10 protein-coding genes are annotated in these 15,231 nt (G+C 42.2%); 1 reads left to right on the forward strand and 9 read right to left on the reverse strand.

Annotated elements, in window-relative coordinates; translation table 11 throughout:
* Positions 1–2: 2 nt before the first annotated feature.
* From PHEP_RS18780 to PHEP_RS18820, 9 genes are read right to left on the reverse strand one after another with little or no spacing between them, the layout of a single operon-like run.
* Entirely contained in the window at positions 3–923 is a 921-nt protein-coding gene (locus PHEP_RS18780) for an ABC transporter permease (RefSeq protein ID WP_015809565.1), read from the reverse strand.
* A 10-nt stretch (positions 924–933) separates the two neighbouring features.
* Entirely contained in the window at positions 934–2,412 is a 1,479-nt protein-coding gene (locus tag PHEP_RS18785; RefSeq protein WP_015809566.1) for a sugar ABC transporter ATP-binding protein, read from the reverse strand.
* Positions 2,413–2,420: 8 nt separating this feature from the next.
* Positions 2,421–3,452, reverse strand: coding sequence for a substrate-binding domain-containing protein (locus PHEP_RS18790; RefSeq protein WP_015809567.1), 1,032 nt, complete (start codon positions 3,450–3,452; stop codon positions 2,421–2,423).
* Positions 3,453–3,482: 30 nt separating this feature from the next.
* Positions 3,483–4,340, reverse strand: coding sequence for a glycerophosphodiester phosphodiesterase (locus PHEP_RS18795; RefSeq protein WP_015809568.1), 858 nt, complete (start codon positions 4,338–4,340; stop codon positions 3,483–3,485).
* Between the two features lie 4 nt (positions 4,341–4,344).
* Positions 4,345–5,370: a zinc-dependent alcohol dehydrogenase gene (locus tag PHEP_RS18800; RefSeq protein ID WP_015809569.1), complete on the reverse strand. Its 1,026-nt coding sequence runs from the start codon at positions 5,368–5,370 to the stop codon at positions 4,345–4,347.
* A gap of 13 nt (positions 5,371–5,383) precedes the next feature.
* A complete protein-coding gene (locus tag PHEP_RS18805; protein ID WP_143715777.1) occupies positions 5,384–6,808 on the reverse strand; it encodes a sialate O-acetylesterase in 1,425 nt (474 codons plus the stop codon).
* Between the two features lie 12 nt (positions 6,809–6,820).
* Positions 6,821–8,380 (reverse strand): calcineurin-like phosphoesterase C-terminal domain-containing protein, encoded by a 1,560-nt coding sequence (locus PHEP_RS18810; RefSeq protein ID WP_049772281.1) that lies wholly within the window; start codon positions 8,378–8,380, stop codon positions 6,821–6,823.
* 23 nt (positions 8,381–8,403) lie between these two features.
* A complete protein-coding gene (locus PHEP_RS18815; protein WP_015809572.1) occupies positions 8,404–10,224 on the reverse strand; it encodes a RagB/SusD family nutrient uptake outer membrane protein in 1,821 nt (606 codons plus the stop codon).
* A 17-nt stretch (positions 10,225–10,241) separates the two neighbouring features.
* A complete protein-coding gene (locus PHEP_RS18820) occupies positions 10,242–13,604 on the reverse strand; it encodes a SusC/RagA family TonB-linked outer membrane protein (protein WP_015809573.1) in 3,363 nt (1,120 codons plus the stop codon).
* Positions 13,605–13,884: 280 nt separating this feature from the next.
* Between PHEP_RS18820 and PHEP_RS18825 the strand changes: the two genes are divergently transcribed.
* Entirely contained in the window at positions 13,885–15,207 is a 1,323-nt protein-coding gene (locus PHEP_RS18825; RefSeq protein WP_015809574.1) for a BACON domain-containing protein, read from the forward strand.
* Positions 15,208–15,231 lie beyond the last annotated feature (24 nt).

Consider the following 15,231-nt stretch of genomic DNA (forward strand, 5'->3'; position numbering starts at 1 on the left):
CATTATTTTTGATTGCGTTGAAAAACTACGGCTAAAATGATAATTACCCCTTTGATCAGTTGCTGTAAATAGGAAGTAACATCTAAAAGGTTCATAATGTTACCGATCATACCCAATATCAATACCCCAAGCAGAGTATTCAGCACAGATCCTCTTCCTCCTGATAAACTAGCCCCACCAATCACTACCGCGGCGATTGCATCCAGTTCCAGTCCAATGCCAATATTTGCAGTCCCGACACCAGTTCGTCCAACCATCATCAATGCAGCGATAGCGGTAAAAAATGCAGCGATCACATACACTGAAAACTTCACGCTTTCAACTGATATCCCCGACAAACGCACGGCTTCTTCGTTAGAGCCAACAGCAAAAATTTTCCGCCCGAAAACATGATAACGCACAACCATATATACCGCAGCAAACACGATCATCAGGATCCATGCAGAATACGGTATACCTAAAAAAGCCCCTGTGCCTAAAGTCAATATGGCTGAGGAATGTGGCCCAACACTAATGGGTGCACCTTTTGAAAACAGAAAACCTGCACCACGAACAATAGTCATCATCGCCAGCGTAGCGATAAAGGGTGCGATCTTCCGGTAGGCAACGAGGTAACCAGAAAGCAGCCCTATGCCAATGCCAAGTGCAAGAGAGATCGTCAAGGCCACCGGGAAATAGACTTCATAAGACAATAGGGCAAATACCACACCGATGGTTGCAACAATAGACCCTACAGATAAGTCGATTCCACCGGTAAGTATTACCAGGAACATGCCGATACTGATCAGACCGATGGGTGCCACCTGTCGCAAGAGGTTGGACAGGTTATTACCGGTAAGAAAGGAGTTGGAGACCAGACTTGATACGACAAGTAATATTAAAAATATAATTAAGGTATTGTTTTTTAAAAGTTCTTTTTTCATAATCTAACGGTTATTTGGCACCAATAGCCATTCTTAAAACTGCTTCTTCACTAAAATCCGGACGTAAAACTTCTCCCTGTAGCGTACCATTTTTAAATACAAGGATCCGATCAGAAAGGCCCATCAATTCATCCATATCAGAGGAGACCATCAGCACAAAAACCCCATCATCGGCTAACTTTTGGATGATATGGTATATTTCAGATCTCGCGCCTACATCAACACCCCGGGTAGGTTCATCAATCAACAATACCTTTAAATCCAGATTGAGCCATTTGCCCAGAATAACTTTCTGCTGATTTCCCCCACTCAGAGTAGACAAAGCATGTGTTGCGTCGCCAACTTTAATCCTGAGTTTTTTGATCAACCTTCCCACTATTTCATTTTCCTTCGTTTCATTGATAAATCCCCAGGAGTTGGCAATCTTACCTAAGTTGGCCAGCGAAATATTTTGTTTGATACTCAAATCCAAGACACCTCCGCTTTTTTTACGGTCTTCAGGAAGCATTCCCCATCCCTGACGGATGGCCTGCTCTGGTCTTTTGAAACTCCATACCCTCCCACCAAATAAAATCTCATTGGCATGGATCCGGTCCGATCCAAATAAAGACTCCAGTACTTCTGTACGGCCCGACCCTACAAGTCCGCCTATCCCTACAATTTCTCCTCTATGGATATCAAAACTCAAAGGTTCTTTTGTGAACCTGGTAGACAAGCTTTTGATCTCGACCTTACTTTGCTGATCAATAGCCTTATTTTTTTGCGGATACATCTGCCCCAGTTCTCTTCCCACCATGAGGGATACCAGCCGATCTTTGTCAACGGTATCCGTCTCCACTGTTTCTATGGTTTTTCCATCTTTAAGCACAGTGATCTTATCGGTAAGCACCAGTAGTTCTTCTAAATGATGGGATATATAAATTATAGATACACCTTTGGCTTTCAAACCTTTCAGCATCTCAAACAATCTTTTCACCTCCTTAGGCCCCAACACAGAGGAAGGCTCGTCCAGTATTAGTAATTTAACATTTTGAGATAATGCTTTTGCAATTTCCACAATTTGCTGCTGTGCAACCGTCAGCGTTCTGACAATAGATTTCACATCCATATCGAAACCTAAACTGTTGATCAGTGATGCCGCTTCTTTATGCATACGCTCCCAATTTATCCAGGAGGATTTTGCAAACCTGCTTAAAAAAAGATTTTCGGTAACGGAAAGATCAGGAACCAGGGAAAACTCCTGGTAAATGATACTGATCCCGTGTTGCTGGGCTACATGAGGGGAATTATGCTTGATTTTACTATCATTGAAAAAAATCTCTCCCTCATCAGCAATATGCGCACCCGAAATGATCTTCATTAAGGTCGACTTCCCAGCGCCATTTTCGCCCAATAAAGCATGAATTTCTCCATCTTTAACACAGAGCTCCACTCCCTTGAGTGCATGAACGCCTCCAAACGATTTTCTGATATTTTTTAGTTGTAGCATAGGTTAAGTTAAAATAAGGCCTTAGCATCGTAATATTCATCCACATTCTTTTTGCTGATCAATACGGAAGGGGTATAATTCAGTTTATTTACCTTTTCGCCGTTAAGATGCCGGGCAACGAGTTCTATGATCGTCTCCCCCAATATTTTCGGGCTGTTTTGTGCAGTCGCTTCAAATTTTCCGGTTTTGAGCATATCAAAAGCTTCTTTCTGCCCGTCGAATCCTAAAATAGTGATCTGGTTTTCTTTGCCCATCTGCTTAATAATTTTGTAGGCACCCAGGGCCATCGCATCGTTTTCTGCCAGTAAAACATTTACATAGGGGTGTGCGGCCAGGATATCTTCCATAGCTTTAAGTCCCCCGTTGTTGTTCCAGCCACCCCAGCCCTGTGCTACGATATCGAAATTGGTTTTCGCATTTTGACGCAATTGTCCGTCTGCCAGGCCTCTCACAAAGCCGAGTCTTTTTTCTCGTCCCACGGGATTGCCCTGGTTACCACTAATGATCGCGATCTTTAAGGCCTCGTTCTTTGTCTCTGCCAGCCAAAGCCCCAGCAACTCCCCATTTAAAGTATTATTAGCCACAACTGATGAGGTATAAGCGGCTTTTTCATCAATCATTGAATCTACAATAAACACGACCACCCCTTCAGCAATTGCCCTGTTTACAACCGGCACCACAGCCTTTGGGTCCAGCGGGTTTAGCACCAGCACCTGTATGCCTTTAGACAACAGGTCTTCTATAGCAGCAACCTGCTTAGCTACATCTTCCTGCCCATCGGCCGTATAATATTGCATTCCATATCGCTGCACACTTCGCTTCACTACATCTTCCAATGCCACATAATAGGGGGCAACCATCGAGGGACCGCTGTAACCCACTTTTACTGCCGAGAGATCCTTTTTAGAAGTATAGCCTTTAACCACCTCCTTTCCTTCCTTTTTTTTGTTGTTTAATCTATCTTCTTTAGGCAAACACCCTACAACAAGAAACAGAGATAAGCCTAAAGTGGACCATACTTTATACCCGAATTTCATCATATCTTAATCAAATAATAGTTATATAAATTTTTATTTCAATGTAATCCAGGAACCGTTTGCTTTCGCCCATTCGGTAATCGCCACAGGAACATCTGAACACAGATAATCACCCCCCAGCGCAAGTCCCAATAAAAAATCATCAACAGACTTACCTGGCCAAAGGCTCACTGAAAAGCCTTGTTTTTTAGCCTGCTGAACCATCTCCTTCGTCGTTTTATCTACCCTGCATCCAAGTCGTTTAATTCCCATTGCTGTAGCTTCGTCCAAAACACTTTGATTTAATGCTTCTGCTTTAATGAACAAAAGATCGACTGAAGGGTAAGTCTTTTTCAAATAGCTTAACGGTCTTTTGTCAAAAGAAGTCAGCACATAAGTGGACCTGGCAGGTTTTGAGGCATGGACCTTATTATACAATTCATCACAATATTTTACAAGCTTATTTTCATCGTAGGCAGGTTTGTTGGTCTTCATTTCAAACTCTACATATAGGCCCGGTTTATCATTAAAAAACGCCAATACTTCATCCAATGTGGGGATGACATTTCCCTTTTTCGTCTTCAGGCTTTTCAACTCTTTTAGCGTTTGCTTTTCTATTCCTGTTGAAAGGCCCACGATCCTGTCCAAAGTTTCATCATGGAAGATCACCAGTTGCCCGTCCTTCGTTCTTCTTACGTCGATCTCGTAGCCACGCAAGCCCCTGTTATACGTTTCCTGAAAAGCCTGAATGGTATTTTCATCGTACTCCATAACACCGCCACGATGTGCAAACAGTTTAACTTCCGCCTTTTGGGCATGCGCCTGGGGGCTACCACTCATAAAAATAAATATGGCTGTCAAGGCCTCTACAAGTACCCATCCTATGCTGGATTTACCGGTCTTTATCATCATATCTCTAATTTACGTCAATTAATACTTTTATAGTTTGTGATGCATTCTTCTCAATAAATGCATAAGCTTCATTATAATCCTGAAAATCAAACCGGTGCGTAATCAGGGTTTTCAACACGAGTTGTCCCGACACCACAAAATTCAGCGCCTGCAGATAATCTTCGTGCTTATACATCATAGAACCCTGGATAGAAAGTTCATGCTCACCAACAAAGCCCATGTTTAACCTCGGAAATTCTTCGTAAACACCAACAATAAGTACCTGTCCAGCTTTTTCTATATTGTTGATCAGGTTATATAGTGCCGGCTCCACACCTACGGCTTCTATTCCTACCTGGAAGCTTTCTCCTTTTAGTATGCGGTCAATTCCTTCTTCAAATGTTTCAACACTCAGATTTATCAGATCGCCGATACCGGTTTGCTTTAACTGGTTTAAACGAAAATCATTGAAATCTGTAACAATCACGCGTTTGGCACCACGGATTTTTGCAAACTGCGCAATCAGGTTACCAATCGGACCTGCACCAGTTACCACAATATTTTTGTTTTCAATATCCCTGATCATGGCCGTGGCATGCGCCGCTACAGCTGCAGGCTCCAGCAAAGCAATTTCATCATAACTAACCTGATCAGGCGCAACATAAGTCCTGTCTTCGGGCAGCACAAAATAGTCCCTCGCCGTACCCGGTGCCTGAAAACCTTCAACTTTCAGATTAGCGCATACGTTGTACAATCCGGCACAACAAGGCCCGCATGTACCGCAAGTCAGCTGAGGCCTGCCTGTCACCTTATCACCAATCTTAACAGATCGCACCTCTGCCCCTATCGCAACTACCTCTCCGCTGTATTCATGCCCCTGGATTACAGGAAAAGGTGTAAAAGGGTGCTTCCCTTTATAAGCATGGATATCAGAGCCGCAAATACCTATTTTTTTTATGTTTATTAAAACATCATTATCCCCTAATTCAGTTGGTGTACCCACTTCAGAAAAAACAATATTCCCCGGTGAAATTAATGTAGCTTGTTTCATATTCTCTTCTCTTTTATTCTTTTTTAGTGAACTGCAACCAGTTGTCCGTCCTGAAAAGGGATACTGGAAGTCCGTTAGTGGTATGCAGTCTGGTTTCATCAGTTTCAGAAAAAGCATACCGTACAGCTACAGGTTTTTTAACCTGATCGCTATACACCAGGAGTCTGGCCCTCATACTTTTTGCTTTTGCCTGGTGAAATACCTGGTCTTCCCCGGCTATAAACAATCCTTCAATTTCTCCGGATTTGTTATCAAATGTATTTCCCTCCATATTAAAAAAAGACACTTCTATTTTATCCCCTTTTACCTGTGCAGCCTTATACAATGCTGAATAAGGATTCTGAAGGTTAATTTTGTAATTCTCGTGCAGGGCGACATTAGCAAAGCGTTTCGCTACCTCTCTTTTTCTTGTAGGGTGGATGTTTTTGATGTCCGAAACTAGATCTGATGTCAGCACCATTTTCACCCGCTCGTTATGCAATGCGGTAAAGGTCTGTTGCTCGCGCAAATAAGCTGCTTTCGGCAATTCTTTATTTTTATAGGTATAGGGGGCAATCTGCGCAAAGTAAAACGGAAATTCATCATTCCAGGATTTGCGCCAACTTTTGATCATCATCGCGAATAAGCGTTCATACGAGTCATAAGAAGCCACATTATCCTCTCCCTGATACCAAAGTACGCCCGCAATAGTGTATCCAACCAAAGGGTGGACCATACTGTTCCAGGCATAGCCGGGCAGGTTTGGTTTTCTGGGCGCAACCTTCTTCAGCTGCGAAGCCTTCAATAACAGTTCATCGTTCATGACTAGTTCCCCTGGTGTCCATACTTCCGCACAGGTACCTCCCCAGCTGGCATTGATGATCCCCACCGGTACATTTAAGCGTTTGGAGATTTCTTCAGCGAAAAAATATCCGATGGCGCTGAATGTTGAGGCACTTGTAGAATCACACAGCTGCCATGAGTTAACCAGGTCGTCCTGCGGATAAGCTGAAGCGATATTACTCACATTTAAAAACCGTATATTGGAATTACGGATACCCGGCAGCACATCTTTCATTTCTTTTAAATCATTCAATGCATTCCATTGCATATTAGATTGCCCTGAACATAACCACAACTCTCCAAAAATTACATCATTAAGGATAACCGTATCTTTTTTTGAGATGATTTTAATGCGGTGTGGTTTTCCGGCTTTTCCCACCGGCAACTTCAACTGCCATTTTGCATTGCCATCTGTAGTTACTTTTAAAGAATCTGTTGTCCAGTCCGGAATGACCACTACTTCTGCGCCAGCCCGTGCCCAGCCCCATATCGAAGTCACCGTATCCCGCTGCAGGATCATGTGATCAGAGAAAAAAGAAGGAAGCCTGAGTTGGGCATAAACCGGATTAAAAAAAAATCCCAGGCTAATAAATAGCATACAAATCAAATATTTCATAGTCGATCCATTTTAGTTATAGACACCAATACCCGAGAAATCTACTTTCAGGTTATTCGCTTTATATACATTTCCAAAACCATCTGTTGCGCGAACTTCAAAATTTGCGGTATTGACATTTCCAGACAATTTACCGATGTAAAAATGGTTTTCTGTTTTATCAAAATCAGAACCCTTTGTTTTACCCAGTTCTTCCATATGGTAATAAGTAGCCCATAAATCACGAGATGTTTTAGCAACCATATCCTGCACTTTCTGCCCGTCCTGGAACAATTCTACTTTCCAGTATTTACTGGCATTCCAGATATTGGCCACTATCCAGCCGGAACCGCTAAGATTGAGATTAACGCTGGCACCAAAAACATAGGTGTACTTATTAGCGGGGCCAAACACCTGATCGGCATTGTACACCCTCATTTGAAAATCGTCTGGATAATTGGTCGACTTATACTTCCAGTTTTTCATGACGTTACCTTCAATTTCGTAAATTGCATAACCGTTTGGTGTACCATCAGCGCAGATAGTTGAGTTCCACCAGGCACCACTCGCAGTCCCATGAACATGTTCAAAAATTTCCTTACCATTTATATTATGGATATAATTGGTCTGGTAATGGGTATGTCCGGCAAAAATATGGGCTTCTTTAAATGTACTCAGCAGGTTTAAAATCTCGCTATAATAATCCACATGATTAACTGAGTTACCATTTCTGAATGGGATATGACATGCGAAGATCACCATCTTGTCTTTGCTTACATGTGCAAGGTCTTCCTGCAACCATTTCCAGTGATTTTCAAGCAAGCCACCACGATAGGTTTGTTTCTCCGAATACATCACATTGTCGACTACTACGATGTGGGTATTGGCTCTGTCAAAAGAATAATAAGTAGGGCCAAACTGTTTTCTAAAACCTTCCTCTCCTACGTCTTCGCTGGTCGCTGTCTGCAAATGGTCATGGTTTCCTATCGTCTGGAAAAAAGGGAGTGCCTGTTTAGCCATTGCATTTTTCATTTCGCCCCACAATTCTGGTGTGTCAAAAATAATGTCCCCCAAAGTAAGCCCAATCACATTCGGGTATTTAGGTACGTTAACTTTGATATCAGCTATAGTTTCATTCTTAAAGCGGGCCAGTTCTGCCAAGTTTCGGCACTGCGGATCGGCAACAGCAAATAAGGTAAACTTTTGCGCTGTAGCTTTTTTATTGATCTTAAAATCATGGCGGATCCTTTTTTCTTTGCTGACCAGCTCCTGGTAAAACAGCGGATAATTGTTCTCATCTACCATAATCTCGCCATCGGCAGGGATACTGTAAAATACAAACTTCGCTTTTTTATGTCTGCTCAGTTGATATACACCGTTTTGGTCTGTTTTTGCAGTCGTAAACCCATCACTAAAAACTATTCCTGGCAATGGTGTATTATTCTGGTCTAAAACTAGCCCATATAAAGTAGTGGCATCGCTTAGCTCGGTCTTTATCGGTACTTCTTCCTGCCCTGTTTTTTTCGCAGTGCTTTGTTTTTTACATGCACATACTGTCACGAAGAGGAGAAAGATAAAACTTAATTTTTTCATAGTCATATCATTAAAAATTGGACTTATTTATTCTTCCACAGATAATTCTGTGTCAGGTTTGGATTTCTGATTATTGCTTCTGTTGGTATTGGCCTCAGGTATTTATACTCTGCCCATACACGCTGATAATTCCAGACCAGATTATTGTCTGCGTTTATAGAAAAACTCTGGTTCACATTACTGGAACTAACCACAATCGATTTTACACTTTCTGAAGTACCAATTTCAAAATCAATCTGTCCATCACCGTTCAGGTCGTAAGACTGGGATTTGTTTGGAATATACATTCCGGTCCAGGGATTGTTGCTGCTATTGAGCAGGTCGCCCATATGCCAGCGCATCAAATCGTCCCAGCGTAATTCCATTTCCAGGCACATTTCTATGGCCCTTTCCCTGCGGACTTCTAAAATCAGTGGGTCGTTAATGGTATTCTGATAATAATTTACCAGATATGAATCGGCAGTTGTAGGAAAAACTGGTGTAACCCCAGCCCTTGTACGCAACAGGGCAATAGATTTGTTCCATTCCGGAAGACCGAACTGACCGAGTTCAGCTTTAGCTTCTGCAAAATTTAGCAGGATTTCTGCAAATCTGAATATCGGCAGACTGTTCCAGCTGGCGGCCCTTGAAAGTATATTATCAGCATTGTTATCCAGAGAAAATTTTATTGGATGATACCCGGTACGCGTTACCAACCAATTCGGTGCGTATAATGCAGTTGTACCATTGTTTGTCATTTTATAACTGGGAGAAATTACCGTCTGTGCCAGACGGGTATCCCGGTCGGTAAACTCCTGTGTATAAGGGATGGTTTTATAGTTCGCCTTGTCGGTAAATGGTTTTCCGTCTTTCATCAGATAGGTATTTACAAATCTTTTAGTCAGCGATACCTTACTACCATATGTCGGTGAATAATAAACCCATGACAAATCGTGAAGTATAGACAAATCCTTGCTAAAGTAACGTCCCCAGATTACTTCGGCAGTCAATAGTTTTTCAGAGGTAAATAAACTTCTGTACGACTTTTCCTTATCCACATCCACTAAACTAAACACATTTGAGCCCATCAGCAGTTCAGAAGCACTGACCGCTTCATTGAAGAATTTATTTGAAGCCGTCTGTGAATTTACCCAGGCATTGCCAGTCGAAGGATCCACCTGATGGTATTTCCTGTAACTTCCTTCAAATAAACAAACACGGGATTTGAAGGCCAGGGCCACATATTTATTGATGACAGAACCATCCCCTTTAAATTTATCGGTAGCCAGGCAATTCTGGGCCGCAAAATTCAGGTCTTCCAAAACCTTATCCATTACAAATTCCCTCGAATCCCGGGCTTTGGAAGTTGCTTCTGTATCGCTGGATTTAAGCACATAATCATAATAAGGTACCGCTCCGAATGTCTTTACCTTGTCGAAGTAAAACCAAGCCCTCCAGAAGCGCGCAACACCTTCGTAATGGTTATAAACCTCATTGCTGACCTTTCCTTTTAGCTTAACCATGTTGACCAGCATATAATTGATGTTCCGCAGGTTACTCCAGGAAGATTCAGTCCATCCTCCCTGGTTTCCAGGCGAAATATTGCCATCAGCTCTCAGCAGGTCATGCGGGATATTAACGGCACAATAATCAGCGTTGATGTCACTATAGCCTATCGTAGTGGCAGAAGGCACCATTTTTTGTATAAAACCATTGGCATATAATTCTAAATCAGATTCTGATTCAAAGAACTTATCTGAACTGATAGAGTCATAGGTATCCCTGTCAAAATACTTCTTACAAGAAACCGTCGAAGTCAGTAAAAGTCCTAAAAGTATGGTGTGGATTATATTTTTCTTTTTCATTTTATTCCAGGAATTGGTTAAAAATTAATATTTACGCCCACCGTGATGTTTTTGAGCATTGGATAGGAATAACCGTTTCCCGTCCCCCCTAAACCCGATGATGTTGAACTGGCAAAATCACTATCGCCTGAATCGATTACCTCCGGATCAAACATTTTAGTGTATTTGTACATCGGTGAATAGGTCCACATGTTTTCTGCGCTTACATAGATCCGGCATCCGCTCATTCCTACTTTCTTCACAACAGAAGTTGGTAAATTATAATCAACAGTGATATTTTTAAGCCTGATATAAGATGCATCCTGCAGGTAATGCGTATTTTCCCATGTTAAGGGGCCATCGTTTCTGTTGGCTACTAAAGAGATCCTTCTTGTCCAGTACGGATCTTTATCCATATTGGTTACTACCCAGTTGTCATTGGATTTATCCACCTGAACAATATGGTCACCGGTTTGCGATTCCATCAGGAAGCCATAAGCGCGGTTATGCTGCCCCCAGAAAAACCCAGACTCTGTCCAGGGATACCATTGTTTTTTCAATACACCCTGGAAAAATGCCGACAGTCCGAACCCTTTCCAATTGGCGGAAAGATTAAATCCAAACTGGTATCTTGAAGAGGTATTGCCAATAATTTCCATATCACCATGGCTGCTCAACGTGCGGTCGCCTTTGGTCATGATCCCGTCTCCATCAATGTCTACAAATCTTAAATCTCCCGCATAAGCTTCAAACATTTCACCGTTCTTAAAGAAATTGTAAGCAGGTCCGTTTTTCGCTTCCGCATTGCTGGCATAAATACCGGCAGTTCTGAAACCCCACATCTCACCGAGTTCCATTCCTTCATAGTAGGTGGTCAGGTCACCATTGGCATTGTAATAATCGGTCACCCAACTGCGACTGTCCCACAACATTGCTTTTACACTGTAATTAAACGGCGACTGGCGCACTTCAAAATTATCCTTCCAGGTCAGACTGGCTTCCCAGCCCGTAGTTTTTAAACTTGCGAAGTTCCCTTTCGGGGCCGAACTTCCAAGAACCTGTGGCAGGTTAGGCCCTACGGTATAAAGGTCATCCGTATACCTGCTATAAATATCGCCAACAAAATTCAACCTGTTGTTCAGCACCGCCAGGTCGAGGCCCAGGTTATAAGTAGTCACCTTTTCCCAGGTAATTCCGTCAGGAATAAGTGATGGAGCTTCCGTATAAGGTACACGGTTTCCATTGATGAGCACTGAAGTCTTACTGAAAGACATCGTCTCTAAAAACTGATAAGGACTGATGTTTGCATTCCCCAAAGAGCCTACACTGGCCCTGATCTTCAAATTGTTCAACCAGTTACCAGTTGCTTTTTTTACAAATGATTCCTCAGAAACATTCCATCCTAACGATGCAGAAGGGAAAAATCCCCATTGAGAATCTTTAGGAAATTTGGAAGAGCCATCGTACCTGACAGAAATTTCAGATAGGTACCTGTTCTTATAATTATAATTGATGCGGCTAAATGCCCCGATCAGGCCCCATGAATTGCCCCCTGATAAAGTGGAATAATACTCTCCGTCCATCAATGTAAAGCCTGGCTTTGAAGGATAAAGGTTCCCCGTCCTGTAAGTCTTTTGGGTTTTATACCGACTGTCTTCCAGGTTCCATCCCGCAATGATGTTCAAATTGTGACCATCAGCAAGTTTCGGCGTATAGGTACCCACCATATTTGCAGATATATAGTCTGTATCGTATCTCCAGTCTTCAAATGATGAATCGTTATAATCTTTTCCCGAAGCATTTAATCCGGTATAAAAAGTATATAGGTTTTCCGAACGCTGTCTTTGCGCACGGATTGCCTTATAGGTAAAGTCGCCCCTTACATTAAAAACACTGGGGATGATATCTACCAACAGCGAAGTGGTATTGGCGATTTCCATGGACTTGTTGTCCTGAAAAGATGTTCCTTCAGCAAAGGCCGCATAACCTACTTTGGCGGCAGTTTGTGTCCAGCTGTCATCCGGGTTTTTAATCGTAGCTACCGGAAAACCAAATAAATCAATCTGACGGCCAACTACGTTCTGCCCGTAATGCATCATGGGTTGCAAATAGTTGTTAATGTTTAGACTGGTATTGTTGTCTAAAGTTAACCAGGGCTTTAATTTTAAACTCCCCTTACCGCGAAGGTTGTATTTATTAAAATCTTCATTTCCTACTTTATAAATACCATCCTGCTCGTAAGCCCGGCCTGATAAGTAATAACTGGAAGATTCATTACCTCCTGAAAAATTAAGGGAATGTACGTTAGCGCTGTTGCTTCTTTTATAGAACTCTGCTAACCAATTGGTTGAACCATAGTAAACGTAATTTCCATTGGCATCAATATTATAATCATCTAAAGTCGGATCAGCCTGCCTGCGTTTTAATTCCTGAAACCAGCTGTCCGAATAAGGAAAGTAATTGTTCATCAATGAGGGCACGGTACCATTTGGCATGGCATTCAAATAGGCCTCCCTAAAACCGTCTACCCAGGCTACCGGATCTGAAACAATATGGTCTTCCCACAGCACTGTCCTTTCCATAATAGAGCGGGCATAACTATAAGATATCTTTGGCGCATTACCTTTAGGTTTTTTAGTAGTGATCAATATCACGCCGAAAGCTCCCCTTGCGCCATAAACGGCAGCCGAAGAAGCATCTTTTAAAACACTTACACTGGCAATATCTTCAGGATTTACGGTATTGATGTCTCCTTCGGCACCATCGATCAATACCAAAGCACCTCCACCTTGTCCTAAGCTGTTGCTGTATTCCCCACCCCCAACTTTCCTTGCTTTAAAGCTGTTGTTCTGACCACGTATCGTCAGGTTCCCTCCGTGATTGGGCTTCCCATCGGCCTGGATAATGTTTAAGCCCGGCACCTGCCCCTGTAATGCCCTGGTTATATTCGGTGTGGGCCTGTCCTTAATGTCATCACCGCTAATTTCTGACACAGCACCTACGACAGCCTTTTTCTTCAACACGCCATAGCCTACCACTACCACCTCATCCATCATTAATTTTTCTTCCTTCAGGACAAAATCAATGGTTTTCTCACCTGAGTATATGCGCTGGATTCTTGTATAGCCCACATAAGCCACCAGCAGTGTATCTGAGGGGCTAACTTTAATTAAAAAACCACCTTTTTGATTGGTTACTGTTGAATTGCTTTTTCCTTTGACCTTAACAGTTACTCCGGCCATCGGCACTTTTCCTTCTTCATCATACACGCGCCCTTCTAGAGCACGCTCCTGTGCCCCGGCCCGCAGACATATCGAGGACAGCAATACGAAACAAAATGAGATATAGCGCAAAAAAGTCTTATACTCACTTCCTCGAATGAATTTAAAAATCACTTCCATAATTTAATTTAGTTTACCCGGTTTAATTTTTTGTTACGATGCAAGTCGTCCGTTTGTGGTTTATAGAGGTACTATTTTATAGATTTATATTTGGTTAGTTACTCGTTTAGTTAAACGATTAAACAAATATAATTAAACGTTTAAATAATCAAAGAAAAATCTCTGTATTTTTGGAAATCATAAATATTTAATCAATATTTGCTCCTGCAAGTCGGAATGTTTCAGTTTATATATATTCTATTGGATAGACCAATGTCTAACAAAGTAAAATTGAATAAATATGAAATATCCAAATTATTTATGCTTATTTCTATTGTTGGCTTTAAACACCTGCTTTTACTCCTGTAGTAAAAACGAGGATGAACCTTTTTTAAAGCGAAACTTAGATGAACTATCCTTTAATTACTTCGAAGAATCTAAAGAATTTACCATACGGGCAACCGGAGATTGGTCAATTGATATTCCTGCGGGCAATGAATGGATAAAAGTTGAACCTTCTTCCGGAACGGGAGACGGCAAATCCTATCAAAAAATAAAAGTTACCTGTTTACAGAACATCAGCGAAAAACGTGAAGGCACAATTTATCTAAATGGTGCGGGTCAGGCCAACGTTCCGCTTAAAGTACGGCAAAACAACGGACTGTTTGAGTGGTATAAATATCCGAATGGCAAGTACCTTGCGCTTACGGGGACACTGATCGCTCAACAAAATTCAAATCTGCAGATCAAAATACCATACAGAAAGGCAATCGGCAATGAATCCTTTCCTGTACAGGTAAGCCTGACGGGCAAAGGTGCCGCAGGTCTGCAGTTTAATGGAAACCAGGGTACCATTACCGACCGCGGTGACGGCTATCTTTACCTCCCTGTTTCAGGAACACCAACCACACAAGGCGAATTATTAATCCAGGTAAAAGTAAACAACCAGGACTTTGGAACGATACAAACCATCACGGCAAATGGGACTACACTCGTTCAACAGAATTTCGCGAAGTTTCTTTGGGGAGGTGACTGTATTGGTAATAAAGACGGTGTAACTTCTACAAAAGCAATTGCAGAAATGTCCCTGGCTGATGAGACGATATTATGTGTGGTAGGAACAAACGGCGCTAACGGATCCGGGGTAACTTCTACCATCAGAACTTCAAACCCTACCCTGTACAAAGAAATGGGATTGGAAAACTGGCTGGGTGTTAGAAATTACATGCGTCCGGGTTATCTGCAACTGGGTGCCACCAGTGCTACCGCAACGGAGTTTGGCTCTATTATTACGCCAGGACTGGCCCTTGGTGCTGGCGAAACAAAAGATATTTTAGTCACCTTTAAAGTAGCGTTTTACAATGCGCCGTTCCCTTCATCGGTACTGGTCGGACTGTTTCCAAAAAGCGTGTTGGGTGTGAACATTGCCAATCTCAATTTGCTGACCAACAAGGAGTCAATTCCACTGGAAATGAATACGCTAACCTGGGTGGAGGTGAGCTGCGTTATTAAAAACGCAACAAATGCTTCATCCCTGGCCATCTTGCTTCCTGAGAGTACCAACCAGGCCGGTACTGTTCAGGCCTCCAGATTGTATATAGACGACATCATTGTTACCTATTAATTTAACCGTTATGACAAAGAAACT

The sequence above is a fragment of the Pedobacter heparinus DSM 2366 genome, from assembly GCF_000023825.1.
Lineage (GTDB): Bacteria > Bacteroidota > Bacteroidia > Sphingobacteriales > Sphingobacteriaceae > Pedobacter > Pedobacter heparinus.

Bases quoted from the DNA above. Each gene is read 5' to 3' on its own strand.
- PHEP_RS18795 (WP_015809568.1), bottom strand. From the start codon at position 4,340: ATGATGATAAAGACCGGTAAATCCAGCATAGGATGGGTACTTGTAGAG.
- PHEP_RS18790 (WP_015809567.1), bottom strand. From the start codon at position 3,452: ATGATGAAATTCGGGTATAAAGTATGGTCCACTTTAGGCTTATCTCTG.
- PHEP_RS18825 (WP_015809574.1), top strand. From the start codon at position 13,885: ATGAAATATCCAAATTATTTATGCTTATTTCTATTGTTGGCTTTAAAC.
- PHEP_RS18800 (WP_015809569.1), bottom strand. From the start codon at position 5,370: ATGAAACAAGCTACATTAATTTCACCGGGGAATATTGTTTTTTCTGAA.
- PHEP_RS18780 (WP_015809565.1), bottom strand. From the start codon at position 923: ATGAAAAAAGAACTTTTAAAAAACAATACCTTAATTATATTTTTAATA.
- PHEP_RS18815 (WP_015809572.1), bottom strand. From the start codon at position 10,224: ATGAAAAAGAAAAATATAATCCACACCATACTTTTAGGACTTTTACTG.
- PHEP_RS18805 (WP_143715777.1), bottom strand. From the start codon at position 6,808: ATGAAATATTTGATTTGTATGCTATTTATTAGCCTGGGATTTTTTTTT.
- PHEP_RS18810 (WP_049772281.1), bottom strand. From the start codon at position 8,380: ATGAAAAAATTAAGTTTTATCTTTCTCCTCTTCGTGACAGTATGTGCA.
- PHEP_RS18820 (WP_015809573.1), bottom strand. From the start codon at position 13,604: ATGGAAGTGATTTTTAAATTCATTCGAGGAAGTGAGTATAAGACTTTT.
- PHEP_RS18785 (WP_015809566.1), bottom strand. From the start codon at position 2,412: ATGCTACAACTAAAAAATATCAGAAAATCGTTTGGAGGCGTTCATGCA.